At 55.0% G+C, this 26,885-nt stretch carries 22 protein-coding genes, 2 tRNA genes and 2 pseudogenes; 5 read left to right on the forward strand and 21 right to left on the reverse strand.

Going from position 1 to position 26,885, the window contains the following annotated elements; all coding sequences use genetic code 11:
• Window positions 1-12: 12 nt before the first annotated feature.
• The 8 genes and pseudogenes from KJY78_RS04830 to KJY78_RS04860 all read right to left on the reverse strand — a co-directional run bounded on the left by KJY78_RS04830 (window position 13) and on the right by KJY78_RS04860 (window position 10,481).
• Window positions 13-462, reverse strand: a complete 450-nt coding sequence (locus KJY78_RS04830) for a DUF4233 domain-containing protein (protein ID WP_214337483.1) — start codon at window positions 460-462, stop codon at window positions 13-15.
• 4 nt (window positions 463-466) lie between these two features.
• Window positions 467-2,023, reverse strand: a complete 1,557-nt coding sequence (locus KJY78_RS04835; protein WP_250544193.1) for a bifunctional folylpolyglutamate synthase/dihydrofolate synthase — start codon at window positions 2,021-2,023, stop codon at window positions 467-469.
• Window positions 2,024-2,032: 9 nt separating this feature from the next.
• Window positions 2,033-5,383 (reverse strand): isoleucine--tRNA ligase, encoded by a 3,351-nt coding sequence (gene ileS / locus KJY78_RS04840; protein WP_214337484.1) that lies wholly within the window; start codon window positions 5,381-5,383, stop codon window positions 2,033-2,035.
• Window positions 5,384-5,796: 413 nt separating this feature from the next.
• Window positions 5,797-6,499: pseudogene (locus KJY78_RS06880) on the reverse strand (ATP-binding cassette domain-containing protein); the annotation flags it as partial.
• Window positions 6,500-6,538: 39 nt separating this feature from the next.
• A pseudogene (locus KJY78_RS06885) lies at window positions 6,539-7,063 on the reverse strand (ATP-binding cassette domain-containing protein); the annotation flags it as partial.
• Entirely contained in the window at window positions 7,064-7,864 is an 801-nt protein-coding gene (locus KJY78_RS04850; protein ID WP_214337486.1) for an ABC transporter permease, read from the reverse strand.
• Window positions 7,857-8,915, reverse strand: coding sequence for an ABC transporter permease (locus tag KJY78_RS04855; protein WP_214337487.1), 1,059 nt, complete (start codon window positions 8,913-8,915; stop codon window positions 7,857-7,859). Before KJY78_RS04855 ends, KJY78_RS04850 begins: the two co-directional genes overlap by 8 nt.
• A 9-nt stretch (window positions 8,916-8,924) precedes the next feature.
• Window positions 8,925-10,481 (reverse strand): ABC transporter substrate-binding protein, encoded by a 1,557-nt coding sequence (locus tag KJY78_RS04860; protein WP_214337488.1) that lies wholly within the window; start codon window positions 10,479-10,481, stop codon window positions 8,925-8,927.
• A gap of 243 nt (window positions 10,482-10,724) precedes the next feature.
• Between KJY78_RS04860 and valS the strand changes: the two genes are divergently transcribed.
• Genes valS through KJY78_RS04875 form a run of 3 tightly spaced genes read left to right on the forward strand, consistent with a single transcriptional unit; the run spans window position 10,725 to window position 14,219 of the window.
• Window positions 10,725-13,310 carry a valine--tRNA ligase gene (gene valS / locus KJY78_RS04865; RefSeq protein WP_214337489.1) on the forward strand — a complete coding sequence of 862 codons (2,586 nt, stop codon included), beginning with the start codon at window positions 10,725-10,727 and terminating at the stop codon, window positions 13,308-13,310.
• A complete protein-coding gene (locus KJY78_RS04870) occupies window positions 13,310-13,738 on the forward strand; it encodes a hypothetical protein (protein ID WP_214337490.1) in 429 nt (142 codons plus the stop codon). The genes valS and KJY78_RS04870 overlap by 1 nt, the downstream gene beginning before the upstream one ends.
• Window positions 13,722-14,219, forward strand: a complete 498-nt coding sequence (locus tag KJY78_RS04875) for a hypothetical protein (RefSeq protein WP_214337491.1) — start codon at window positions 13,722-13,724, stop codon at window positions 14,217-14,219. Before KJY78_RS04870 ends, KJY78_RS04875 begins: the two co-directional genes overlap by 17 nt.
• A 36-nt stretch (window positions 14,220-14,255) precedes the next feature.
• Here KJY78_RS04875 and clpX read toward each other — a convergent pair whose 3' ends face one another.
• From clpX to KJY78_RS04900, 5 genes are all read right to left on the reverse strand, one after another.
• Complete coding sequence (clpX, locus tag KJY78_RS04880) at window positions 14,256-15,539, reverse strand: ATP-dependent Clp protease ATP-binding subunit ClpX (RefSeq protein WP_214337492.1); 1,284 nt, start codon at window positions 15,537-15,539, stop codon at window positions 14,256-14,258.
• A gap of 78 nt (window positions 15,540-15,617) precedes the next feature.
• Window positions 15,618-16,274, reverse strand: coding sequence for an ATP-dependent Clp protease proteolytic subunit (locus KJY78_RS04885; RefSeq protein WP_250544194.1), 657 nt, complete (start codon window positions 16,272-16,274; stop codon window positions 15,618-15,620).
• 18 nt (window positions 16,275-16,292) lie between these two features.
• On the reverse strand, window positions 16,293-16,880 hold the full coding sequence (locus KJY78_RS04890; RefSeq protein WP_214337493.1) for an ATP-dependent Clp protease proteolytic subunit: 588 nt from the start codon (window positions 16,878-16,880) through the stop codon (window positions 16,293-16,295).
• Between the two features lie 151 nt (window positions 16,881-17,031).
• Window positions 17,032-18,375 (reverse strand): trigger factor, encoded by a 1,344-nt coding sequence (gene tig / locus KJY78_RS04895; protein WP_214337494.1) that lies wholly within the window; start codon window positions 18,373-18,375, stop codon window positions 17,032-17,034.
• A 59-nt stretch (window positions 18,376-18,434) separates the two neighbouring features.
• Window positions 18,435-18,509, reverse strand: a tRNA-Pro gene (locus tag KJY78_RS04900).
• A 300-nt stretch (window positions 18,510-18,809) separates the two neighbouring features.
• On the opposite strand from KJY78_RS04900, the gene KJY78_RS04905 reads away from it, so the two are divergent.
• On the forward strand, window positions 18,810-19,286 hold the full coding sequence (locus tag KJY78_RS04905; RefSeq protein WP_214337495.1) for a hypothetical protein: 477 nt from the start codon (window positions 18,810-18,812) through the stop codon (window positions 19,284-19,286).
• A 111-nt stretch (window positions 19,287-19,397) separates the two neighbouring features.
• On the opposite strand, the gene KJY78_RS04910 is transcribed toward KJY78_RS04905, so the two are convergent.
• From KJY78_RS04910 to recO, 8 genes are all read right to left on the reverse strand, one after another.
• A tRNA-Asn gene (locus KJY78_RS04910) sits at window positions 19,398-19,470 on the reverse strand.
• 55 nt (window positions 19,471-19,525) lie between these two features.
• On the reverse strand, window positions 19,526-19,765 hold the full coding sequence (locus tag KJY78_RS04915) for a hypothetical protein (protein WP_214337496.1): 240 nt from the start codon (window positions 19,763-19,765) through the stop codon (window positions 19,526-19,528).
• Complete coding sequence (dnaG, locus tag KJY78_RS04920; protein ID WP_214337497.1) at window positions 19,758-21,722, reverse strand: DNA primase; 1,965 nt, start codon at window positions 21,720-21,722, stop codon at window positions 19,758-19,760. The genes KJY78_RS04915 and dnaG overlap by 8 nt, the downstream gene beginning before the upstream one ends.
• A gap of 44 nt (window positions 21,723-21,766) precedes the next feature.
• Entirely contained in the window at window positions 21,767-21,955 is a 189-nt protein-coding gene (locus tag KJY78_RS04925; RefSeq protein WP_214337498.1) for a hypothetical protein, read from the reverse strand.
• Window positions 21,906-23,186, reverse strand: coding sequence for a deoxyguanosinetriphosphate triphosphohydrolase (locus tag KJY78_RS04930; protein ID WP_214337499.1), 1,281 nt, complete (start codon window positions 23,184-23,186; stop codon window positions 21,906-21,908). The genes KJY78_RS04925 and KJY78_RS04930 overlap by 50 nt, the downstream gene beginning before the upstream one ends.
• Window positions 23,170-24,360, reverse strand: coding sequence for a tRNA dihydrouridine synthase DusB (gene dusB / locus KJY78_RS04935; protein WP_214337500.1), 1,191 nt, complete (start codon window positions 24,358-24,360; stop codon window positions 23,170-23,172). Before dusB ends, KJY78_RS04930 begins: the two co-directional genes overlap by 17 nt.
• 182 nt (window positions 24,361-24,542) lie before the next feature.
• Window positions 24,543-25,325: an isoprenyl transferase gene (locus KJY78_RS04940; protein ID WP_214337501.1), complete on the reverse strand. Its 783-nt coding sequence runs from the start codon at window positions 25,323-25,325 to the stop codon at window positions 24,543-24,545.
• 30 nt (window positions 25,326-25,355) lie between these two features.
• Window positions 25,356-26,063 carry a DNA repair protein RecO gene (gene recO / locus KJY78_RS04945; protein ID WP_214337502.1) on the reverse strand — a complete coding sequence of 236 codons (708 nt, stop codon included), beginning with the start codon at window positions 26,061-26,063 and terminating at the stop codon, window positions 25,356-25,358.
• Between the two features lie 58 nt (window positions 26,064-26,121).
• Here recO and KJY78_RS04950 point away from each other — a divergent pair, with 58 nt between their 5' ends.
• Window positions 26,122-26,877, forward strand: coding sequence for a trimeric intracellular cation channel family protein (locus tag KJY78_RS04950; protein ID WP_348771199.1), 756 nt, complete (start codon window positions 26,122-26,124; stop codon window positions 26,875-26,877).
• Window positions 26,878-26,885: the final 8 nt, after the last annotated feature.

A 26,885-nucleotide genomic window follows, 5' to 3' on the forward strand; every position in this document is an offset into this window, starting at 1 on the left:
TTTGTACAACTGCTATAAGCTCGCAAAAAGCGCACGCTCTCTATCAATTTTAGCGCCCTTAATCATACAGTAAACCCACAGCGAGCCAAACATTAACGCAACCGCGAAAATCGGGGTCAGGAAAAACCCACCCAAAAATACGATCACCTGCACCGCCCAACCGATGTAAATGCCGATTTTAGTGCGACGCATTAGCGCGAGCGCGAGAATGCACAGCCCGCACACCGCAACTCCGGCGATAATTCCGAGCTCTGGCGGATCCAGAAGCCGCAGCCCAAAAATCGCCAGCCCCACTAAAAACACCACGATTAGCTCAAAGCCGAGCGTAACCGACGCCAGCGCCCGCTGTGTGGAACTACGCGCGCCGGATCCCGCAATGCCCGTTACCGAGCTGTATCCCAGCTGTTCTGAGGGTGATAATCGCAGGTCGGCGTCTTTTTTAGGGTCTTTTTGCTGTGTCATCCGCTCACCACTTTTCTGTGTAGGCTGTTGCAATTGCGGTGCCCGCGAGCACAACCGACCCGGCTATAACCACGGTGCGATCGTCGCCCTGCTGCGCCCACTCTCGCGCGGCTGCAAAACCTTCGGTGTCATACTCAACAACCTGCGTCTGTAAATTTGGGAACTCGAGCTGCAGGGTTTCGGCGTGGGCAAAAAGCTCGTCAAGCCCAAGACTGCGCGGCGAAGACACCGGTACCAAAATCAACGAATCTGCAACGCGCGCAAACTCTCTGAGCACTCCCAGCGCGTCTTTTTCAGCGAGCACACCGGCAACAAAGCACACCCCACCGGTAAGGTTAAAGCTCTCCTGCAGCGCGGCGCACAGGGTTTTTGCGCCCTGCGGATTGTGAGCGGCATCAACCACAACAGCCGGATCCGCCCCAATAAGTTGCAATCTGCCGGAGCTGGTGACGCTCGCGAAAGCGGTCTGCACTGTTTCTGTCTCGAGCGCACGCCCAAAAAACGCGCTCACCGCAGTTAGCGCCGTGGCAGCGTTCATGCTCTGGTGCTTACCCAACAGCGGCAGCAGCAGCTCCCTGTAGGTGTCTTTTGCAACACGCACCGACATCATTCTGCCGCCAACGGCGGGCACGTCTGAGGTAATCTCAAAATCAACACCGCAGCTTAGCAGTTCTGCGCCCCGCTGCGCGGCAGTTGCCGCGAGCACCTCTTGCGCCTGCTGGCTCTGCTGGGCACTCACAGCAATCGCGTTTTCGTCGATAATTTGCGACTTTGTTTGCGCAATGCTAGCAATATTATCGCCCAAAATATCGGTGTGATCAAGGTCAATCGAGGTGAACACCGCAACCTCTGCGCGCGCAATATTCGTGGCGTCCCACTCGCCACCAAGCCCGACCTCAACAACGGCAACATCAACCGGAGCGTCAGCGAAAATCTCGTACCCGAGCACCACCAGAGCCTCAAAAAAGGTTATTGAACCCTGCCCAGCGACCGCGAGTTCACTGTCAACCACCTGCAACGCTGGCTGCAGATTTTGCCAGGCGCGCGCCAGCGTTTCACCATCAACAGGCTCGCCGTTTATCTGAATTCGCTCGGCAAAACTTACCAGGTGCGGGCTCGTGAAAAGCCCCGTGCGCAAACCGTGCGCGCGCAACAGCGCCTCGGTTAAACGCGCAGTTGAGGTTTTGCCGTTGGTACCAGCAATCTGAATTATCGGATACGTCGCCTGCGGCATTCCCGCAAGCTCCGCAAACCGCCGCACCGGCTCTATCCGTGGTCGCGGATTAGCCTCCCCCGCACGCTGTAACAGCTGCTCATAAACTGCCTGCGCTGCGTCCCCGGTGTCTGCGGCAAATGCCGCAATACGCGCGGGATCGGGCACATCCGCCAGCTGCTCCGGAGCCACGAGCGAGGGGTCGTCATCATCCTCAAAAAAAGGGTTCAGCAACTTTTCAAACTCGGCCGCCTCGCGCTGCTCCTGCTCGGGAGTAATTCCGGCAGCCAGTGTCGCCTCCTGCCAGGGGTCGCGAGCTAGCTCGCTATTGCGCTCGTACTCAGTCAATCTACTACCTTACTTTTCAGTAAAAACTGAAACTGCCACCGTGATCGGATCTTTTTTAACGCCAATAGCCTTTGTCACACCAACGCTGCGATACCCGTCGGGCTCGTCTGTAACGCCCGCGGCGGGCGCAATTTGCGCAGTCTCACTAACGCTCAGCTCAACCGCGAGGGTCTCCTGTTTAATCATCGCCTCGTGCGCCACAATTGCGGACGCGTATTCGGCAAGCACTGTGAGCCGTAGTTTAATCCTGTCGCTAACGTTCAAACCCACGCTCTTGCGGGCTTCCTGCACGGCTCGCACGGTGTCACGCGCTACGCCCTCGGCTTCCAAATCCGCTGTTATAGCGGTGTCCAGCAGCACAAATCCGCCTCCCGCGGTGAGCGCAAGCGCCTGCTCACCGACCGCATTATCGGCTGCCACAAGGGTCAGCTCGTACTCTCCGGCAGCCAGCTCAATACCGCCCGCGCTAACAACGCCGTCGGTCTCTGACCAGTCCCCCGATTTTGCCGCGCGGATCGCCTCCTGCACGCGCTTGCCAAGGCGCGGCCCGGCAGCACGCGCGTTAACCGTGAGCGCAACGCGCACCCCGTACTTGGCAGCGGTGTCATCGGCGAGCTGAATAAACTCGATGTTGCGCACGTTCAGTTCGTCCTGCAGCAGCTTGGCAAAGGGGCGCAGCGAATCCGCCTGCGCACTCACAACCGTCAGCTGTTGCAACGGTAAACGCACCCGCAGCTGCTGTGCTTTGCGCATACTCAAAGCTTGCGAGGTGATCTGGCGGATCTCGTCCATCGCGGCCAGCAGCTCGCTATCGAGCGGAAACTCGCTCGCCTCCGGCCAGTTGGCAAGGTGCACAGAACGCTCTGCGGTCAGGGCTCGCCAAATATGCTCGGTCATCATCGGAGCCAGCGGCGCGGCCGTGCGGCAAAGCGTCTCAAGCACCGTGTAAAGGGTGTTAAAAGCCGCCTGATTTTCTGGTTTGCCATGCTCGCCGCTCACACCCTCCCAGAAACGCTCGCGGCTGCCGCGCACGTACCAGTTGGTGAGAATTTCGGTAAAATTGCGCAGCGCGGCACACGCGGTTGCTGTGTCCAGGTTTTCAAGGGCACGCTCGGTTTCTGCAATGACAACGCGCAATTTGCCAAGAATATATTTATCCAGCGGATGCGCGCTCGAGGTGTCTCGCTTAGGGCTGTTGCCATCAGCATTTGCGTACAGGCTGAAGAAATACCAGGTGTTCCACAGGCGCAGCAGGAACTGCCGCGAGCTCTCGCGAATACCGTTTTCTGTGACCACCAGGTTACCGCCGCGAATCACCGAAGATGACATTAAGAACCAGCGCATTGCGTCTGACCCATCCCGCTCAAAAACCTCGTTCACATCAGGATAGTTGCGCAGTGACTTTGACATTTTATTGCCGTCTCTGCCTAGCACAATGCCGTGGCTGGCAACGTTTTTGAAGGCGGGACGCCCGAAAAGCGCCGTCGACAGCACGTGCTGCACATAGAACCAGCCGCGAGTCTGCCCGATGTACTCAACAATAAAATCGGCCGGCTGGTGCGTGTTAAACCACTCTTTTGCCTCAAAAGGATAGTGTGCCTGCGCAAACGGCATTGATCCGCTATCAAACCACACGTCGAGCACGTCTTCAATGCGGCGCAGTTTGGACTTTCCTGTTGGATCGTTCGGGTTTGGCTTCACCAGCTCGTCAATATACGGGCGGTGCAGATCCACTTCCCCCGACTCGTTGCGCGGCAGTTTCCCAAAGCCAGACTCGATTTCAGCGAGCGAGCCGTAAACCTCAACGCACGGATACTCCGGGTCATCACTAACCCACACCGGAATCGGTGTGCCCCAGAACCTATTGCGACTGATTGACCAGTCGCGCGCGCCCTCCAACCACTTTCCGAACTGCCCGTATTTGACGTTGGCAGGCACCCAGTTAATTGACTCGTTGGCGGCGATTAGTTCGTCTTTGATCTCTGTAACCCGCACAAACCAGCTCGAAACAGCCTTGTACATAAGCGGGGTGCGACAGCGCCAACAGTGCGGATAGGAGTGCTCATAACTGGCCTCGCGCAGCAGTTTGCCCTCTTTTTTAAGCACGTTAATTATGGTGCGGTTTGCCGCGAACGCCTGCACCCCAACAATTTCTGCGAGCGGACCGTCACTGAACACGGGCAAAAACTCTGCCTCCTCATTAACGGAAAGAATCACCGGAATGCCGTAGCCGGCGTTGATGAGCATATCTTCTTCACCGTAGGCCGTTGCCTGGTGCACAATGCCTGTGCCGTCTGTTACTGTGACGTAGTCTGCCACCGTCACAATCCAGGCGTTTTCGGTGCCCCATGTTGCAGCGTCGGCGTAGGTGTCCCAGAGCGGCTCATACTGCAGGCGTTCAAGCTCGGCACCCTTAAACTCTGCTATTGTTGTAATCTCTGCTGCGTCTTCGTATCCGAGTTCTTTGGCGTACGCGCCAAGCCGTGCCGCCGCCAGCAGGTACGCGCCCTGCCCCGGAACGGCGCCATCCGCCGCACCGTTAGGACCAGCCTGCACAACAACGTATGCAACCTCTGGGCCAACAGCAACAGAAAAGTTCGTCGGCAGAGTCCACGGAGTTGTTGTCCACGCGAGCATTTTCACCCCCGCAAGCCCGAGCTTTGCAGCAGCCTCGCCGCGCAGCTTAAAGGTCACCGTGACGCTCGGATCCTGCCGCATCTGATAAACGTCATCGTCCATGCGCAGCTCGTGGTTTGAAAGCGGGGTTTGATCGCGCCAGCAGTACGGTAAAATCCGCTGCCCCTCATAGACTAAGCCTTTTTTATAGAGCTCTGCAAAAGCCCAGATCACGCTCTCCATGTACTCGATATTGAGCGTTTTATAGTCGTTCTCAAAATCAACCCAGCGCGCCTGGCGGGTCACATATTCTTCCCATTCGCGAGTGTACTGCAAAACAGAGTCACGCGCTTTTGCGTTGAACTTCGCGATCCCCATGTCGAGAATCTCTTGTTTTTCGGTCAGCCCGAGCTGCTTCATAGCCTCCAACTCGGCGGGCAGACCGTGCGTGTCCCACCCAAAACGGCGCTCAACTTTTTTGCCGCGCATCGTCTGAAAACGCGGGAAAACATCTTTTGCATAGCCCGTTAACAGATGCCCGTAGTGCGGCAGCCCGTTAGCAAACGGTGGACCGTCGTTAAAAACCCACTCGGCAGCGTTCTCCCGCGCCGCAATTGAATCCCGGAAGGTGTTATCCGCGCGCCAGAACTCGAGCACCTGCTCTTCTATTTCTGGCGGGTTGTAGCTGGCACTGATTGGCTCAGCGGATGCGCTCACGGGGGTGTTAGAACGCGGAAAAATCATTTGGCCACCTCTCAACAGTCATGGAATTACTACTGTGCCGGGACGAGAAAACTCCCGCGGTACCACCCTGCGTTGCTAAAGCCACTTAATTTAAGGCTTAACGCGCCCGCACGCTCAGATCTAATAAGCGCAACGCGCCGTTCTGCTGAGAGCTCCCCGGTGATTGCCGGATCACAGCCGATAACTAGAATTATACACCAGCTATACGACAAGAGCTTGTGTGGCAGCGGTCGTAGGTGAGCTGAAAATCTCGGTCACATTCCCGCTCTCAACTATGCGTCCCCTGTCAAACACGTAAACCCTTGTCGCAAGCGCGCGCACGCTGCTCATCTCGTGCGAGATTAAAAGCGTGCTCAGCCCGCGCTGCGCCTGCACCCGCTGTAAAAGCTGCACAATCGCAAACCGCGACTGCGCGTCAAGAGCTGCCACCGGTTCGTCCAGAATCAACAGCTCCGGATCCGCCGCGAGCGCACGCGCCAGCGCCAGACGCTGCACCTGCCCACCGGAAAGCTCCGCAACCTTTTTACCCACGACCTGCGGCGGCAGCTGCACTGCCGCGAGCAGTTTAATCGCCCTCTCTTGCGCCTGTTCTTTTGTTATCCGCTTGGATTCCGTGCGGCGCGCTGCGGTGTTTAGCGCCTCGCCTAAAACCTGCGCGACCATCATGCCCCGGAGCATTGAACTGCGTGTATCCTGCGGCACCCAGGCAGCACGCGGGGGTTGCCTCGCTACCCCCGCGCGGTGCGTTACGTACGGCACCAGCCCGAGCACGGTTTTTGCCGCGGTTGTTTTGCCCGAACCAGACTCCCCTATAAACGCGGTAACCGCGCCTTTTTGCAGGCTAAACTCCAGCTCATGCACCGCATTTTCGCCCCTGCGATAGCCCGCGCTAAACGCAAAGTCGTAACTACTAGCTACGCTGCCAGCTGCCGCACCCGCGGTGTCCACAGCCTCCGTTTTGCTGCGGCGCAACAGCTCTGCCGCGGTGCACTCACGCAGCACACCAGATTCAACCAGCAGGATACGATCCGCGTATTTCGCCACTATCTCGGTGTCGTGCGAAATCAGCAGCAGCCCCGCGCTGTCCTGGCGCGCGCGCAACAGTGTCTGCAGCACGCGATTACCAATGTGCGGATCGAGCGCGCTCGTGGGCTCATCCGCAATAATCAGCTGCGGCTCGCACACAAGCGCCGCGGCAATCAAAACCCGCTGCCGCATCCCGCCAGACAGCTCGTGCGGATACATTCGCAGCAGCGACTCGTCAGCTCCCGCCAGTTGCAGCGCGGCAGCCAACTGCGCGGCGGTCTTTTTAGTGCCGTTCAAAAGAGCCTGCTCAGCGAGCGCCGCTCTAACTTTCTGCAGCGGATCCAAACTCGCCTGCGCGTCCTGATTAACATAGCCAAGATGTTTACGACGCAGCTGCGCAAGCTGGCGATCGCGCAGCTGCGGCTCGGAGCTAACTGCAACCCCCGCAAAATGCTGGCTGTCGACCTGCGCGCGCAACGGCGCGTCGAGCAACCCCACAAGCGCCCTGACCAAAATCGTTTTACCGGCTCCGGAAGCACCCACAAGCGCAACCGTCTCGCCCGGATACACGCGCAATTGTGCAGCACACACAAGCTGCTTGCCCACGGGGTCATAAACTCTTAAATTAGCAACGTCTAAAATCGGCTCTGTCATTTACAGCCACTTTCTCTGCAGCTGCTTACCGCGCAGCATAAAGTACGCAACAACCGCAATTAGCGACACGCCCGGGAACAGAAGCGGCCACCAGGCGCGATTAACATAAGTTTTGCTCTGGCTGAGCATCGCGCCCCAGTCGGGATCGGGCGGGGTGAGTCCGAGACCCAAAAACGTCAGCCCGGAAATCATCAAAATCGCAACCCCCACACCAACCAGCGCCAATGCAAACACGGGACGCACCGCCGTTGGCAGCGCGTACACAAAAAACCTGCGGCACCTCCCAACCCCCAGCACTTTCGCGGTTATGTATGCTTCTGTGAGCACCGCATTGCGCGCACTCACGGTTGCAATACGGGCGTATCCGGGAATTGTCGCCAACGTCACCGCGAGCGTCACACCCCACAACCCGGTGTTCGTGTACGCAACAATCAGCAGCGCAATCAGAAACTCCGGCAGCGTCATGCCCGCCTCGGTGATGCGCATAAACAGACTGCGCTCCCAGCCCGATCCAAACGCGGCTATTGTACCCAAAACCGTACCTATTAGAGCCGCTCCGAACGCGGCCACAACACCTGTGAGCACGCTGCTGCGCGCGCCGTGAATGATCCGCGCGAGTAAATCCCGCCCGGTTTGGTCGGTGCCAAAGGGATGCGCCAGGCTGGGTGCGGCGAGCACCTGCGCGGCATCGGTGGCTAACGGATCAACCCGCGTTAAAAGCCACGGCGCAACAATCATCAGCACCAGCAGCACCTCAAAACAGAGCACCAGCAGCGCCGTCGGTTTCAAAAATCTACGCATTATTAGCTCGCAATCTAGGATCCGTCGCCAACAGCAGCAGCTTCAACAGCTGCCCGAGGGTCGCAAACAGCACCGCCGCGAGTGCGACCAGACCTAGCACGGTTGGCATATCGCGCTGCACAACCGCGTCCAGCGCAACTCTGCCAATACCCGGCCGCGCAAACACGGTTTCGGTGAGCACAGCGCCCCCAAACAGGCTGCCCACAATGTTTGTTACCAGCGTGCTCACCGCAGGAACAGCGTGTTTTACGCCGTGCCGCACCGCATATCCGGCGCGGCTCATGCCCCGCGCGCGAGAACTCAGCGCAAATGCCGTCCGCTCGCTAGCCTGCAGCTCAGCATCAACAACCTGCCCGAGCAGTCCGGCTATTGGCAGCGCAAGCGCCGTCGCCGGCAGAATCACCGCGCTAAAGTTTTTTGCGCCGCCGGTGGGAAACCACCCCAGTTTAAACGCAAACAGCATTAGCAGTAAATAGCCAACCCAATAGCTGGGAGCGCTCACTCCCAGGGTGTGCAGGGTCATTAAAACCCGCTCACGCCAGTAGCTCACAACCCCCCACTGTGTGCCAGCGCGGCTAATAACCTGCCCGAGCAGTACCAGCACCAGCGCAAACAGCATCGCCACAACCGCAAGTTGCACGGTCGGCATCAGCTGCCTGCCAATAATTTCTGCAACCGGCAATTTTTGGTGGTAAGAATATCCGAGATCCCCGGTTAGAAAACTGCCTAGGTGTCGCAAATACTGCTGCGGCAGCGGATCCGTCAGCCCCAGCTGTTCACACAAAGCCTCTTTTTGAGCCTCGCTAATTCTAGCAAGCGAACCGAGCCGCACGCTCACGGGGTCTCCGGGCACCAGTGCTAAAGCAAAGAAACTGGCAGTAACGGCGATAAAAACCGTGAAAATAATCTGCCCGAGTGAGCTTAAGAGCGTGCGCAGTACCCACAGCGCAGGGATTTTTTTACGCATCTGTGTGTTGCCCATTTTGGAAGCAAAACGCCCCGCACTAAAACCGTTTTGGCTCTGCTTGTGCGGGGCGCGCAGCTGCGTCATCTGTTACGGTTACGCTATTTCTGCCACGTTGAAGAACAGCGGACGACCGTAACCGTCAAATTCGAGTCCTTTAACGTGTTTGTTATTAATTGTGATGTACGAAATCTGGTGCAGCGGAATAATTACCGCCTCCTCGTTCGCCCACTTCACAATTTCGCTGTAGAGCTTGGTGCGCGCTGCGGCAGTGTTTGCGGCAGCTGCGGCCTCAAGCTTTTTGTCCAGTTCTGGGTCAGAAATGTGTGACGCATTCTGGAATCCTTTGCTGTGCAAGTGGTTGCGCAGGGCGTCAGGATCCACGGCCATGAAGCTCCAGTCGGTTAAATCCATATCACCTGCGGTGTAGCGCTTCAGGTATTCACCCGGCTCAACAACCTCATTAGTTACAGCAACGCCGATTTTGCGCCAGTTGTCAATCACCAGATCAGCAAAAGCCTGAGTTTCGTCAGAGCGCGGTGTCCAGCTAACCCAAGACAGCTTCAGTTCTTTGCCGTCTTTTTTACGCACAGCGTCCGGGGTGTCGCGCACCCAACCTGCCTCGTCAAGCAGCTTTTCAGCCTTTTTCACGTCAAATGACGCTTTTGTTTTAACATCAACAAACGGGGTTGCCGGAGTTAGCACGCTGTCTGCGGGCGCGACTAGATCGCCGTAAACAGCTTTTGTTGCTGCCGCTTTGTCAACGGAGTAGTTTAGCGCCTGGCGCACCTTAGTTTCTTTTATTCCGTCACGGTTTGTGTTCAAGTACACAGAATATGGCAGACCCGGCACGTCCTGCGCGTGCACAGTTTCTTTAGACTGTGCAGCGGCAAGCGGTTTTACCTGACTTGCAATCTGTGCCTCGTTGTTTTCAACGCGAACGGTTAGCAAGCTGTCGTCGGCAACAAAACCTAGCTCGAGTTTAGCGGCGCTGTCGGCGATGCCGGTAACGCCCTCAGGATACCATTTGTAATCCGAGTTGCGCTCGTAGCTAACTCCTGAGCCAGCAACCAGCTCGGTCATTTTCCACGGGCCGGAGCCAACGCTAATGCCTGGTCCGCCGGTGGCTAGTTTATCAGCGTTTTCACGCAGTGCTTTTGGCGAGTACATCCCAAGACCCGAGCTTGAGGTGTTGTTCAAAAACGGCACAAAAGGCTGCTCAAATTCAACCTCTGCGAGGTATTCGCTCATAACATTAACACCCTTAAACGAGCTGCCGCCGAGCAGATCCTTAGCGGCAGCTGATTCGGTCTCCAGTGCCACAATATGCTCAAAGTTAGCTTTCACCGCCTCAGCGTTAAACGGTTCGCCGTCGTGGAACTTCACATCGTCACGGAGCTTGAAAGTAACTTTTTTACCGTCTTCGCTAACCTCCCACGATTTTGCCAGCCACGGTTTCAGCTCGCCCTTGTTATTCAAGAACGTAAGCGAGTCAAGCACCAAACGCCCTATCATAAAGCTGGAATCAAGCTGGCTCCGGTGTGGATCCATGTGCCCGTTATCGAGGTTAGCGCCCGTAATCACCCACTTCACAGTGCCATCTTGCACAGTGTCAGCGCTGTTCTGCTCTGCTGTGTTAGCGCAGCCTGCCATTAGCAAAAGCGCGCTTGCGGTAAGGATTGTCGCAGCTGTCTTAGCGCTGCGTTTTACTATATGCACCATTTGCCTTTCGTAAATTACATATTTATGGTTTTTAAACCGCTTAAAAGACTAACAGACCAGAGCAATTTTGAATAGATATGTTTTTATGCCCGTCCCCAATAGTTTTAACACCGCGCACAATAAAAATAGGTACACTATAAAAGCAGTAAAACAAATATTTTCCAGGAGCGATTAATGAATCAAATTCCTTCAAAACCTCAGCTTGAAGGGCTTGAAGCTAAGTGGTGTGAAATTTGGGAGCGAGAAGAAACATACGCGTTCCCTCGCACAAACGCAGACCGTGATAGTGTTTACAGTATTGATACGCCCCCTCCAACCGCATCTGGCTCACTGCACATCGGGCATGTTTTCTCATACACTCACACCGACACTGTGGCTCGCTATCAGAGAATGCGAGGTAAAAAGGTTTTCTACCCGATGGGCTGGGATGATAACGGTCTGCCAACCGAGCGCCGCGTGCAAAACTACTACGGCGTGCGTTGCGATCCATCGCTGCCCTATCAAGCGGATTTTGAACCACCGCAGCGCGGAGGCGATAATAAAACCAGTAAAGCCGCAAATCAGCTCCCAATTTCACGCCGCAATTTTATTGAACTGTGCGAAGAACTCACCGCGGAAGATGAGAAGCAGTTTGAGCAGATGTGGCGCACGCTCGGTTTGAGCGTTGACTGGAAGCAAACATACCGCACAATCAGCGCAGATTCTATTGCTACTTCACAGCGCGCTTTTATCCGCAATTTTAACAGCGGGCAGGCGTATTTGGCACAGGCTCCTACGCTCTGGGATGTGACCTTTCGCACCGCCGTTGCGCAGGCAGAACTCGAAGATCGAGAGCTGCCGGGAGCGTATCACACGCTCGTTTTCCGCACAGCAGAGGGAGCCGCGCTAAACATCGACACAACTCGCCCAGAGCTACTCCCAGCCTGCGTTGCTCTCGTGGCTCACCCTGACGACAAGCGCTACCAACAACTTTTTAACAAAACCGTGATCAGCCCACTGTTTGACGTTGAGGTGCCAGTGCTTGCGCACCGCCTGGCACAGCCAGATAAGGGAACAGGTATTGCGATGGTGTGCACCTTTGGCGACGTTACAGATGTTATCTGGTGGCGAGAGCTGAATTTAGCAACCCGTAGCGTGCTAGGTTTTGACGGCCGGTTCGTGCAGGATCCGCCCGAGGCGATAACCTCTGCAGCCGGGCTTAGCGCCTGGGCAGAGCTCGCCGGAAAAACTGTGTTTAGCGCAAAAGAGGCGATTGTTAAGCTGCTGCAGCAGAGCGGCGAGATACTTGGCGAGCCGCGCAAAATATCGCACCCCGTGAAGTTTTTTGAAAAGGGCGACAAGCCGCTTGAAATCATACCCACTCGCCAGTGGTATATTAAAAACGGCGCTCATGATCAGGCGCTGCAACAGCGCCTGATCGAGCACGGCAAGGCACTGCTGTGGCATCCTGCTTTTATGCGAGTGCGGTACGAAAACTGGGTTTCCGGGTTAACCGGCAACTGGCTAATTTCAAGGCAACGCTTCTTTGGCGTACCGCTGCCCGTCTGGTACGCAGTAGATGCGAGCGGCGAAACCGACTACAACACGGTGCTGGTGCCCGATGAGCGCGCGCTGCCCGTTGATCCGGCAAGCGATGTGCCCCCCGGCTACACCGCAGCGCAGCGCGACATTCCAGGTGGCTTCACCGCCGAGGTAGATGTTATGGACACCTGGGCAACATCCTCGCTAACGCCTCAGCTTGCTGGTCAATGGGAGCGCGACCCGGAGCTGTTCAAGCTCGTGTTCCCATTCGATCTGCGCCCACAGGGGCAGGATATTATCCGCACCTGGCTGTTCAGCACTCTTTTGCGCGCCGAGCAGGAACACGGCGCACTACCGTGGCGCAACGCTGGTATTTCCGGGTGGATTCTAGATCCGGATCGCAAAAAAATGTCAAAGTCTAAGGGCAACGTGGTCACCCCGATCGGAATGCTCGAGCAGCACGGCGCCGATGCTGTACGCTACTGGGCGGCTTCCGCTAAGCTCGGGGTTGATGCGGCCTTCGATCCGCAACGCCCGACGCAGATTAAAATCGGGCGGCGCCTCGCAATTAAGGTGCTCAACGCGGCAAAGTTTGTGCTGGGTTTTGATGCAACCGCTCTAAGCGACGAGCCGGCCGCAGTCACTGAGCCGCTCGATCGCGCAATGCTGGCGCAGCTCGCGGATGTGATTACGCAGGCAACCGAGGCTTTCGAACAGTACGATCACGCTAAGGCGCTGAGCGTCACCGAAACTTTCTTCTGGATCTTCTGTGACGACTACCTCGAGCTTGTAAAAACCCGCGCGCACACCGCAGACGGCGCACAGCAGCTTTCTGCCATTGCTGCTCTGCGGATCGCCTTACGCGCCCTGGTCAGGCTACTGGCTCCTTTTACACCATACGCAACCGCTGAGGTGTGGTCGTGGTTTAACAGCGGATCGGTGCACACCGCCTCCTGGCCCGCTGCCGATGAGTTTAGCGCCGCTGTTGCAGGTGCTTCTGCAGAACTGCTAGAGCTTGCGGGCGAGGCAATAATGGGCATTCGCGCCGCCAAAAGCGAGGCGAAAGTGTCGCAGCGCACAGAGGTTGTTTTCGCTAAAATAACAGCTCCCGTAGCGCAGCTCGCACTGCTTAACAGCGCAAAGCAAGACATTACCGAGCTTGGCAAGGTGCAGCGGTTAGAGCTCGCCGAGGGCACAGATAAAGTCACCGTCTCAGAAATCGAGCTGCGGCAGGTATAATGCGATTGGGCACTAGTTGGCGTATCGGTACGGCAGAAATACCCACGGGTGTTCCTCCGCAGCTGCACGATCTTGTACGCCAGTCCGAGAGGAATTGGGATGCAGCCTGCCAGGGCATCCCAACACCGGCTCACCAGAGCACTCCCGTAGTAACTCGACAAAGCGGCGCAGGCACGAATCCGAGCGACCCGGTAACCTCGCAGGGCGACCCTGCACCCCAGCAGCACACTATAAATCCCCTGCGTGGCGGATACTGGAAACTAACCTGGCTTGAAAACGAGCCGCGCCTTAGTGTAACGCCCCCTGCCGGGTGCGCTACCGCACAGGCGCTGGCTGATAAGTTTAACATCGTGCATGCCCCCAACCCCGAACCGCGCGAAATTACCGCGGAGCTAGGATTTTCTGAGGCAGATGATGACTGGATCTAAAAAATCACGACCTAAGCTGTTAGCCATTGCGAGCATTCTCACACTAGCTTTAAGCGCGTGCAGCTCTGTAAACGGCGACAATAAACCAGACCCCGCTAAATCTGCTGAATCTAACAGTTGGCAGGACACGGAAAAGGATCAAACCTATCAGCGAAATCAGAAAAGACCGCATTCACTGCCCGCTGCTGCGTTATATGCCCCAGCTGACAAGGAGATTTATGATGCGGGTGAGCGCACTGCCGGGTCGTGGTTTATTGTTTATGCTGTGCCGCAGGCTGATCAAGCAGACGCACTGCGCGAAAAACTTATGAGCGCTTCCGGGTATGTTAGCGACGGCGAAACAAGCACTGATGCTCACGGCTTTGTTTCGGCACACTACTCAAAACCCGGTTTCACCGTCCTTACTGTTACAGCGCCCGATCCGCAAAACGCAGCCGGAGCGCTGCTAAGCCTGGAAATAGCAGCAGCCGCGCAGGAATAATCGTGCCATTAAACAAACCATTCCGCGCCGTAGATGCTACGCCGCGCCCGTGGTGCTCTTTTTAATGCCGCGTTTTTTGCGAAGCACCCGGGGCTGCGCCGATCCGTTAATCACATCAACGGTTATTAACACTTTCACAATCGTGTTGTCAGATGGCGCGTGAAACATTACGGGAGCTAACACGCGCTCCAGAATCGAACGCAGACCTCGCGCGCCCGTGCCGCGCGCAAGCGCCTGCTGCGCAATCTCTGCGAGCGCATCCTGCGTAAAGTCAAGCTCAATCCCGTCAAGCTCAAACAGGTACTTGTACTGCTTAATCAGGGCATTGCGCGGTTCTGTAAGAATTCGCACAAGAGACGTTTCATCTAGCGGATCAACGCTCGTGATCACGGGCAAGCGCCCGATCAGCTCAGGAATTATGCCGTACTTTTGCAGGTCTTCTGGCTCTACCTTTGAATAGGCATCTCGCGCCACTATTTTATCGCCGATTTCAGCGCCGAAGCCAATTCCACCGCGCCCCAAACGCTTCTGCACAACCTCATCAAGGCCGGCAAAAGCACCGGCAACAATAAACAAAATGTTGCTCGTGTCAATGTTAATGTGTTCTTGATCAGGCATTTTACGACCGCCCTCGGGTGGCACGGCAGCTACAGTTCCCTCAAAGATTTTAAGCAGCGCCTGCTGCACTCCCTCACCTGAAACGTCTCGCGAGGTTGAGGGACCGTCAGATTTACGAGCTATTTTGTCTATCTCGTCAATATAAACAATACCGTGCTGGGCTTTGGCAACGTCAAAATCCGCTGCTCTTAACAGCCCCGACAGAATGCTCTCAACATCTTCTCCAACGTACCCCGCCTGCGTGAGAGCGGTTGCGTCGGCTATTGTGAAGGGCACGTCAAGCTGTTTGGCGAGCGCCTGCGCCAGCTGAGTTTTACCGGTTCCTGTGGGCCCGATTATCAGCACATTAGATTTTGAGATTTCAAGATCTTGTGCTTTATCATCTTGCCTGGCGAGTTTACGACTGTTTTGCACCCGCTTATAGTGGGTGTAAACAGCGACCGCAAGAGCCTGTTTTGCGCGATCTTGACCGATCACATACTGGTCTAGAAACTCCGCAATCTCACGCGGTTTTGCCGGGTTTAGCGCAACTTCAGAGCTGCTCTCTGAGGTTTCGCGGGTTGCAATTATTTCAGCACAGGTTGCAACGCACTCGTTACATATGTAAACGTACGTGCCCGCGATTAGCTGCTCAACCTGCTTCTGTGTTTTGCCACAGAACGAGCATTTTAGGGTATCACCCGAATCACTAATTTTAGCCATTTATCGCCTCCAAACTATTTAACAATGTTAAACATTTTTAGCGGCAAAATCGCATACCCCGCCGCAAAGCTAAAACTTTTATGAAGCCTGTGCTTCTTTACGGCTTTTTAGAATCTGATCTATTAGCCCGTATTCAAGCGCTTCCTGCGAGTTTAGCATTTTGTCACGGTCAATGTCTTTTTTAACATCCTCAACACTGCGATTGGAGTGTTGCGCGAGAGTTTCTTCAAGCCATTCACGCATCCGCATAATTTCTTTTGCTTGAATCTCAATGTCAGATGCTTGACCGCGCCCCGCCTCACCTGTTGCGGGCTGGTGGATCATAACTCTCGCGTTCGGCAATGCAAGACGCTTCCCTGGCGCGCCGCCCGCCAGCAAAACAGCGGCTGCGGATGCTGCCTGCCCCAGGCACACCGTTTGCACCTGCGGTTTAATGTACTGCATGGTGTCGTAGATTGCGGTCATCGCAGTGAATGAGCCGCCCGGAGAGTTAATGTACATCATAATGTCACGATCCGGATCTTGGCTTTCGAGCACCAATAGCTGCGCCATAATGTCGTCAGCTGAAGCATCGTCAACCTGCACGCCCAAGAAAATAATCCTGTCTTCAAAGAGTTTTGCGTACGGATCCTGTCTTTTGTAACCGTATGCTGTGCGCTCTTCAAAGGTTGGTAACACATAGCGCGCCTGTGGCATATTGCGTAGTACGTTTGGTTTTTGTGAAGTGTTCAACATGCTTTTTATCCTCTGTAATTAATTTTTAGTGCCTGCGCCACCGACAACGTCGTTTGCTGATTCTCGAATATAATCAATAAAACCGTACTCAAGCGCTTCTTCTGCGTTGAACCAGCGATCGCGATCTCCGTCAGCGTGTATTTGCTCAACAGTTTTGCCCGTGTTTGCTGCGGTAATTTCAGCCAGGCGCTGTTTCATTCCCAAAATCAGTTGCGCCTGTGTTTGAATATCGCTGGCTGTGCCACCGAATCCGCCGTGCGGCTGGTGCAACAGCACCCTGGCGTTTGGTGTTATATACCGCTTACCGCGTGTGCCCGCTGTGAGTAGGAACTGCCCCATCGACGCTGCCATGCCGATACCGACTGTGACAATATCATTTTGCACAAACTGCATCGTATCGTAAATAGCCATTCCGGCAGTGATCGATCCGCCGGGAGAATTAATGTATAAATAAATATCAGATTTTGGATCCTCCGCAGCTAACAGCAGAATTTTTGCACAGATTTCATTAGCATTAGAGTCGCTCACCTCTTGACCCAACCAGATAATGCGATCTTTTAGTAAACGATCAAAAACACTAGCCTGTTGCGCAGCCTGATTATTCATTTTAATTGCCACTCACTTTCTATTAGTACAATTACGAGAATACTAGCATTTGTGAAATTTATCTCGTTTGTTCGCCAAGGGCAAACTATTTGCCCTGCTGCGACAAGACCCGGTTGCACATTTTGCGCAACCGGGTCTTAGAAACAATTAGTTATTTAACTGCTGAGCTCTCATCATGAGCTGCTCCAGCGTTACTGTCGGAATCGTCTGACTCCTCATCAACGCGGGTGAACTCGCTAAGATCAACAATATTGCCGCTCTTATCTTTAACGGTTGTTTTACCAAGCGCAATAGCAAGTGCCTTATTGCGTGCAACCTCGCCGGAGATTACGCCCAGCTGTCCGTTCTGAGAAACCATCTGTATAAACTGTCCAGGCTCAATGCCGTACTGCTGTGCCGCTTGGAAAATATAAGCGCTGATCTCGTTTTGAGTTGGGCGCACATTTTCCTGCTCGATAATCGCGTCAAAGAGAATCTGCATTTTAACCTGTTTTGCAACTTCAGCTTTGATTTCAGCGCGACGCTCTGCGTCGTTTTCAACGCCCTGGTTTGCAATGTGCTCTTGCGCGCTTTCAGCAATAAACTCATCGGAAAGCTCAATTTTTGAACCGTCAATTAATTTTTCAATGAAAATATCGCGTGCCTGAACTCCCTGCTCAAAAACTGCCCGCTGCTGCACTCGTTTAGCAATGTCTTCGCGCAGTTCTGCTATGGTTTCAAACTCGCTCGCAAGCTTTGCAAACTCGTCATCAGCTGCCGCAAGCTCGCGCTCCTGCACGACATTTACGGTAACCTCAATCTCAGCGTCCTGACCCTCGAACTCACCGCCCAGCAGCTGTGACTTGAATGTGGTTTTTTCTCCTGCTGTGAGGGTTTCAAGCGCCTCATCCATCCCGTCAAGCATATTGCCCGCACCAACCTTGTATGAAACTCCCTCAGCACGATCCACCTCTTTGCCGTCGATTGATGCAACCATGTCAATGGTTACATAGTCGTCTTTAGCGGCTGCGCGCTCAACATTTTTAAGCTCACCGAAGTTTTCACGCAGTTTATCAAGCTCTGTTTTAGTTGCGTCTTCTGCAATATCAGCATCGTCCACGTTGATAACGTAGCGTGAGTACTGCGGCATTTTAAACTCTGGACGCACCTCAAGCTCAAATGCGAGCACAAGCTCACTCTCGGGATCTTTAGGGTCAAGCCACTTTTCAACATCTGCGGTTGGACGACCGAGCGGACGCTCGCCTGATTCCTTAAGCGCTATCTGGAAAAAATCATCAAGTGAGTTATTAAGTGCCTCTTGAATAACAGCGCCTTTGCCAATACGCTTATCAATAATGGGTGCGGGCACGTGACCTTTACGGAAACCGGGAACTGAAACCTGGTTTGAAATGTTCTTATACGCATCTTTTAGATAAGGCTCTAAATCTGCCTCTGTGAGCATCACAGTGAGTTTTGCGCGGGTTGAGCTTAGCTTTTCAGCTTTGTTAATCGGCAAAATTAAACCTCTCGTTTGATCGCTTATACAAAATAATAAGTTTTGTTTGTGTCGGTCAGTCGGGGTGACAGGATTCGAACCTGCGACCTTCCGGACCCAAACCGGACGCTCTAGCCAAGCTGAGCTACACCCCGAGGCAATCGGGAAACCGACCAAACCAACACAAGCAATTGCCATTACAGCACACTTACATCTTAACTATTATACCCGATCAAGCTGAATAAGCGCCACAAACAACCGACCTGTGCGTTAACAAAAAATTAACGCACACCGACACAAATTGCGAGATACTGAAATACTAGCACAAACTGGAGCAACTTACCCGCAGTTGCGCAACTGCGGCACAAGTTATCCCTAAAACAAAGGCGACCAAACAACGTTAAGCAGTCTGGTCGCCCTCTGTAACTTTCAACGAGGAGAGCTGTGCGGGGCGCTTGAAACAGTATCCGCGCTGCTTGCAGAACATATACAGCAGTATCGCAACGAGGAAAACAGCCCCGGATAGGGCATTATTAGCCACCACCAAAATCACCAGTATCACCGGCGCAATCACCGCTGCCCCGATAATATTAGCGCGCCTGCGATGCTCTGATTTGCTTGCCTTAATAATTGAAAAACGTAACCAACAATTGCCGCGTGAGCCAAAATCAGGATTCCAAGCAGGTCGTGTTCAGCAATCTCCACGACAAAACCACACCCCTGAATCGCCTAAAAATATCCCAGTATTGACCCGTAACACAGTACCTCAGCAAGAGAAAAATACCCAAGATGTGTATGCTTGCGCAAAAACATCAGCACCGCTCTTCTTTCACAAACACCGGTGTTTACCAAGCCTCTGCTCGCGGCAAATCCGCGCTCCGCCGGGCAAACACAGAATTGCAGTATCACCGCCGCTGTGTACAACAAGCTAACAGACGAACATAATGAAGGATAGTGAAACGCTATAGCTATCGCAAAGCTCACAGGCGCAGCAGCCAGATAACAGCCAACGGACAAAACCACCACCACCGGCGACAGTGCTGCTCCCCCGGTTGGACTCGAACCAACAACCTGCCGGTTAACAGCCGGCTGCTCTGCCAATTGAGCTACAAGGGAATGTCGATTGACATCAATAAACTATACAGCAATCCAAAACAAAGCGCAAATAGTCTCAGCGATCCTCGTTATCACCCTCGATTTTGCGCGCCGCTGCCTCGCCAAAAGCTGTGCTGCGCAGAATATCCGCCATCTGTTTCACATACTCGTGACCGGCACCGACAAACACGCTCTGCAAAAGACCCTCACCAACGGCCTGCCCGTGCTGCATAATCAGCACCCGATGCGGCGGCAGACCGCCGTGTCCGAGATACTCTAGTGACAGGTCGCTCACGCGCACAAAAACTTCATTCATACAATTCTCCCGCAAGTCTTAAATTGCGTTTTTCCTGTTCAATAGCGCTCAGATATTTTTGTATCTGCACCGCTTCTGCGCTGCCAACATCAGCCATGCGCTGCAGCCGCTGGCGCAGTTCGCGCTGTAGGTTCTCAAGATCGTGCCGCACCAGTTCGCGCACTATCTGCTTACAGTAGCGGGGAAGCCCTTCCCTGTTAGCAACAGGCAGCGGCGAGCACGCAAGCGCCCTCACAAGCGATCGCGACCGCTCGGGAGTACGCGCGACTATTTCTTCAACATCAAAAGCGGATGCGCCAGCTACCAAACTAGGCAGGCATGCTTTAACCGCGTCGCGCACATCGCGCAGCGCCACGGCGCTCAAATGCGCCTCCATTGCGCGCGATAACAGCTCAAGCCCGATCAGCTGCGGATACTGAATCATCACTTTCAGAGCCTCCTGCTCGCCAACAGAGCCGGCGTATATGCCGGGTTGTGCGCCGCCATCGGCAGCATCCATGCCGCGCGGTGCACCACCCGCGCCAGCGGTCGCACGCACGTCAGGCGACACGCCACCGACACCCCCGGCATACACACCAGACGGCATCTCACCTGCCACCCGCTCCGCCTGCGCAGTTGCCTGCCGCGAACCCTGACCGGCAGCATCCGGATTCGCGTTTGCAACCGCCGCACGCACCGGTCCAAGCTCCATGCCCAACATTATTGCTAGCTCGCGTGTGTACTCCGCGCGCAGTGTGGCGCTGCGGATCCGCTTCACAATCGGCGCGGCATTCTGGAGAGCAGCAAACCTGCTTGCAATGGCGTTCAGATCAAAACCCTGAATCGAATGTTCCAGCGCAAACTCAAACAGCGGGGTTTTCGTATTGAACATATTGCGCAGCTCGTCATCACCCCGCTGCTGCCGCAGATCGCTCGGATCAAGCCCCCATAAATTGTTTGCAACGTATGTTTGCGCACTGAATTTCAGCTCTTCCCCGTACGCTTTCAGGGCCGCGGCCTGCCCCGCAGAATCCGGGTCAAAAGTGAAAATAACCTCTGCGGTGCTATCGTCGCCCAAGATCCGCCGCAAAAGAGCAACGTGCTGCGCCCCAAAGGCAGTGCCGCAGGTTGCAACAGCGCACTCGATTCCTGCCAGATGGCACGCCATCACGTCAGTGTAGCCCTCAACAATCACGGCCCGCTTGTTTTTCGCAATAACCCACTTCGCAAGGTCGATTCCGTACAGCAGCTGCGCTTTGTGATAAATATCCGACTCGGGGCTGTTGAGATATTTGGGGCCGGTGTCAGAATCCAGCAGGCGACGCGCACCAAACCCCACGGGCTGCCCTGTGGAATCGCGGATCGGCCACATAATACGCCCTCTGAAACGGTCGTAAACGCCCTTGCTGCCCCGGGATACAAGCCCGCTCTCAAGAATTTCTTCCTGCCTAAAACCCTTTGCCATAAGATGCCCGAATAGCGCGTTCCAGCTGTTGGGTGAATACCCCACCCCAAAACGCGCCAGCACTTCCCTATCAAACCCGCGCTGCGCCAAAAAATCCACCGCGATTTGCCCCTGTTGCGTATTAAGCTGCGCAGCGTAAAACTCGCCAGCCACCTGGTGCGCCACATAGAGTCGCGTTTTACTAACACCGTCGGGTTTGTGATCGCCCGCTTCATAGTTGATTGTGTAATTAATGCGACCCGCGAGGTTTTCTACGGCTTCAATAAAACTTAAATGCTCATAATTTTCCAAAAATCTGATCGCGTCGCCCGACTCGCCGCAGCCAAAGCAGTGGTATGTTCCCAGATTCAAGCTGACGTGAAAACTCGGGGTGCGCTCCTCGTGAAAAGGGCACAGTCCCTTAAATGAATCAACCCCGGCGCGCTTCAGCGTGACATAATCATTTAGCAGATCAACTATATTAATCCGCTGTTTAATAGCGGCAATATCTGATTTTGGAATTATGCCTGCCATAAATTACATTCTACTAGCTATCAGCGAAGGCGGCTAGCTGCGCGCTATCTGACACCAGTTGACGCTGCCTGCCCCGCGCGATACCTGCTGCGTCGCAAAACGCACCGCTCAACGCCACCCAGGCGCTCAAAACCGCTCAGCACACGCTGCGCCACCGCGCGCGCAACAACCCCCAGAGCTGCGCTAACTTCCGAGCGCGCAAAGCTTGCTGTGCAGCGCCACAGCTCCCGCATCTGTCAAGCTTGCGACCTGATCAACAACAGCCCTTTTAGCATCCTGCTCGCTCTTAGCGGTCGCAAAATCCGCTGCAAAAACCGGTTCCAAATGCGCCGGCTCCCGCCACAGCTTTTGTAGCAGCTCCGTAAGCACATCGCGCTGCTGCTGGTAGGCGGGCTTGCTCCTGCCCGCATTCATCACAAAAGCCGCCACAAGCCCCTTAAAAACAGCCACTTCAGCGCGCACACCCACAGGCACAAGCACATCAGCTCCGTACCGGGCAAAATCGTGCCGCGCAAATCCCTCACACGTCTGCGCCACAGCCCCCTTCACAAAACGCCCTATTAAATCACTCGTTAGGTTCTTTAACTGCGCCGCGTCCTGCCGCGATCCGCTCCAGCTGTGCAACCACCCGGGCAGCGCAGCCAACCGCTCAAAAGCCACCGCAACCTCATCACAGCTCGCAGCATCCGCGCCGTTCCAAGCAACAATACTCTGCAGCAGCTGCTCGTGCCCGGCACGCGAGTTTAGCAATAGCGGATCGATATACTCCCCAAAAACCGCGTCTTCAAAATCATGCACAGAATACGCAATATCGTCGGCAAGATCCATCAGCTGAGCCTCAAAACACTTTTTGCCGGTGACAGCACCCTCACGCAGCCAGTCGAAAACGGGTTTATCATCGAGATAGTAACCAAACTTTGCGCGCGGTGCCTCATCGACACCGCCAGAGCGCGACCACGGATATTTGCAACTGGCGTCAAGCGTTGCCCGCGTCAAATTAAGCCCCACGCTATCTCCTGCGGGGCTGTATTTTTTCGCTTCGAGCCTGCTTAAAATTCTAAGAGTTTGCGCGTTGCCCTCAAAACCGCCGACATCGTCAGCCCAGGCGTTAAGAGCTACCTCGCCATTGTGCCCGAACGGCGGATGCCCCAGATCATGCGCCAAACACGCAGAATCCACAAGATCACAGCTGACTCCGAAACTCGCCGCCAACTCCCGCCCGATCTGCGCAACCTCCAAAGAGTGGGTGAGCCTGTTACGCGCAAAATCAAGCCCCGCTATGGGGCTTAAAACCTGCGTTTTCGCGGCCAGTCTGCGCCAGCTGTAGCTGTGAATAATGCGCGCGCGATCGCGCGCAAAGTCGCCGCGCTGTGTGCCGTGCGATTCTGGAGTGTAGCGCTCAAAATCCGCTTCCGCATATCCCTGTGCTGACAACAGCTCCTGCGTCTCAACCACCGCTGTCATCTCTTTCGGCGTCAGCAAGCTCAGTAAAATCTACGCTCTCACAGCTGCGCGACTCAAGCCACCCTTCGGGCAACTTCGGGGTTTTTGGCCTGCCAGCCCTGCCGCGCTGCCCCTCAGCGCCCGCTCCCGGATACGACATTTGCGCATCCATTGTCGCAAAAATATCGTCCATGTGCGCAAGGCTTGTTACAGTGGCAAGCGCGCGCCGCGCCTCACCGCCAACCCCGTAACCCTTGAAATACCAAGCCATATGCTTGCGAATATCGCGGCAGGCGTGAGCTTCGTCACCGCCGAAAAACTCAATTAAAAGCTCTGTGTGACGGCGTACCGCTTGCATTACAACACCCAAATTGGGTGCTGCCATCGCCTGTTTTGCCTGTTCAAAAGTTATTTCACCACGCCGGGCTCTAAAAACGGCTTCTAAATCACCAAACAGCCACGGTCGCCCAAGGCATCCGCGCCCCACAACAACGCCGTCACAGCCAGTTTTTACAACCATTTTAAGCGCGTCTGCCGCGCACCAAATATCACCGTTGCCGAGCACCGGAATATCGCTAATTGCACTAACTAAGTTTTTAAGCTCTGTTATTGCATCCCAGTCGGCCTGACCCGAATAGTGTTCAGCCGCCGTGCGAGCGTGCAACGCGATTGCGGCAACTCCCGCATCCACCGCCATTTTTCCGGCGTCTAAAAAGGTTAGGTGTGAGCTGTCGATCCCTTTACGCATTTTAATTGTGAGCGGCAAATGCCCCGCCGCTTTCACTGCGTTTTGTACAATTGACGCGAATAAATCTTGCTTCCACGGTAACGCCGCGCCACCGCCGCTGCGGGTTACTTTTGGCACGGGACAGCCGAAATTAAGGTCTATATGATCCGCTAAATCTTCGTCCACAATTATTTTGCAGGCCTTGGCGATAGTTACCGGATCAACCCCGTAAAGCTGCAGTGACCGGGGAGTTTCGCTGCTGTGAAACTGAATTAATCGCATTGTGCCGGGCGTGCGCTCAACAAGGGCGCGGCTCGTAATCATCTCACTCACAAAAACCCCTGCGCCGTACTCGCGACAGAGCCGGCGATACGCGGTGTTGGTGATGCCGGCCATCGGAGCGAGCTCAACAGGGATATCAAAACTCAGCTCACCAATTTTTAACGGTCTGGCACAAATTTCATTCATCGTACATATATTTTGCCACACCCCGCAAAATCAAGGGCACAGCGGCGCTAAATTGTGGATAAATTACGCACTCAGCAACCGCAGCAACCTGCGAATAACCCCGAGTCCCTAAAAGCACAGCACCAAAGCACAAATAAATCCACCGCCCAACAGCCGCAGCAACCTACAAACACCCCGCTCCCCTAAAAACTGCACGGCACATCAAGAGCGCCCCCGAAACGACGCTCTCTCGAGCTGTACGCGCTTAGCGCACGCCACAGATGCTCGCGCGTAAAATCGGGCCAGAGAGTGTCTGTGAACATCAGCTCAGCATACGGCGACTGCCACATTAAAAAATTACTCGTGCGCATTTCGCCCGAGGTGCGCAAAAAAAGATCCACATCAGGCAACTCCGGCACGTACATATGCCGCGCCAGAGTGCGCTCAGAAATGTGTTTCGGGTGCAACCGTCCCGCCGCAACCTCCGCCGCAACCTTGCGAGTTGCGTCCACAATCTCGTTGCGCCCGCCGTAATTAATGCACATTGTGAGGGTTAATCCCGTGTTGGCGCGGGTGTGCCGCTCCGCCTCCTGCAGTTCTTTAAGCACAGACGACCACAGCTTAGGACGCCTACCCGCCCATCTCATGCGCACGTTCCAGGCGTGCAACTGATCCCGCCTGGAGCGCAAAACCTGCCGGTTAAAACCCATTAAAAACCGCACTTCTTCGGGAGAGCGCCGCCAGTTTTCGGTTGAAAACGCGTACACCGAAAGATTCTCAACCCCCGCCTGCACCGCCCCGGCAACCACGTCCAAAAGCGTTTTCTCCCCCTGCCGGTGTCCCTCAACGCGCGTTAACCCGCGTTCGTTCGCCCACCTCCCGTTGCCGTCCATAACGATTGCAACGTGCGCGGGCAACGCACCGGCAAACTTCGGCGGGGTTTGCTGCGTCCAATCAAGCGACAACAGTTTTTGTGCAGATGTCACATAATCCCCATTCTAAGCTGGCAAATAAAGCTATAACGATTTTAGTGCTCTTTCTAAATGCCACCGCGCAAACGCTTTCACCGTGCCGCTGGCTTCTTTTCTCGCTCGGGAGGAGCTTGCAAACGCAGTGTCCCAGTCGCCGCGCAACAGCGCAACGAGTAGCGCTATAGCGTTCTCGCTCAAAACCGGCAGCGGCTCAGTTTTGCACACCTGACACACGGTGCCGCCCAATGCCGCACTAAAAAACGCCTGATAATAATTCTCCTGGCAGTTCACACACCGCAACAGCTCAATTTGCCATCCCGCAAAAGCGAGGGCACGCAGCATATAGCTATCTCGCACCAGTTGCGGATCAGAACGCGCATTCGCAAGCACCCGCAGCGCACCTGCCAGCAGCTGAAACTGCTCGGCACCGGTGGCCGACTCGGTTATCTGATAGGCCGTCTCCGCAATAACCATCCCGACCTGGTATTTCTCGTAATTTGCACTAATTGCAGAACCGTAAAGCGCAACCGTCTCAACCTGATTTACGCTGTCAAGACTGCGCCCCTCGTAAAACTGAATATCCACAACCGAAAACGGTTCCAACCGCGCCCCGATTTTAGAGCTGGTCTTCCGCACGCCACGCGCGACGATCCGCCGCAAACCGTGCCGCATTGTGAGCATCGAAACAATCCGGTCTGATTCGCCGAGTTTGTGGGTGCGCAGCACAATCCCATAATCCCGTAAAACAGCCATACTTTCAAGTCTACTGTATCCAGCTTGTTGCGGAGGCTAAAATTTGCGAAAATTAATTGTGGTCTCTACTGAAATTTTCGCTATTCACCCCGCCCTGGAGTCTGCCGCTCTCGGGCTCGGCAGCCTGCAGGGCGCCCTGTTTGCGGCAACATTTAAGCGGATCGACCTGCTCGGGGTTGCTCTAATCGCGGTCACCTGCGGGGTTGGGGGCGGTATTTTGCGCGATACCATGATCGATATCACCCCCGCGGCTTTCAGCTCTAACGTGCATCTGCTGGTCGCGATAACCACCGGAATGCTGGGTATGCTGCTGCAGCGGATGCTGGTTAAGGTGGACACGATTCTGAACATTTTTGACGCGCTCTCGCTCGGGGCGTTTGCCGCTATCGGCACGACCAAAGCGCTCGCGTACGGGCTGCCGGTTGTGCCCTCGATTATGATAGGCACTTTCGCCGCCGTCGGGGGTGGCATTCTGCGGGATATTTTCCTGAACCTGCCCATTGCAGCGATGCACGTTGGCTCGTTTTACGCTATTGCTGCGGTTGTGGGGTGCACAATAACTGCAACCATGACGTATTTTAATGCGGATGCCACAGCCGCGGGCATAACCTGTGTGATTGTCACAGCGGCGCTGCGCCTGCTCGCGATGTTCTTCGGCTGGAGTCTGCCAGAACAGCGCGCATTCGACCGGAAGCGACGTCGCAAAGCTCACGAGGTTGAAGAGACCATCAAAGCGATTCGCACACACACAATTAAGCTTAACTCAATTCCGGATATTAACCCGCAGGGGCCAAACGCAACCCCGCGAGAATAGCTACGGCG

Origin of the sequence: Canibacter zhuwentaonis (assembly GCF_018531145.1) — a bacterium.
Taxonomy (GTDB): domain Bacteria; phylum Actinomycetota; class Actinomycetes; order Actinomycetales; family Microbacteriaceae; genus Canibacter; species Canibacter zhuwentaonis.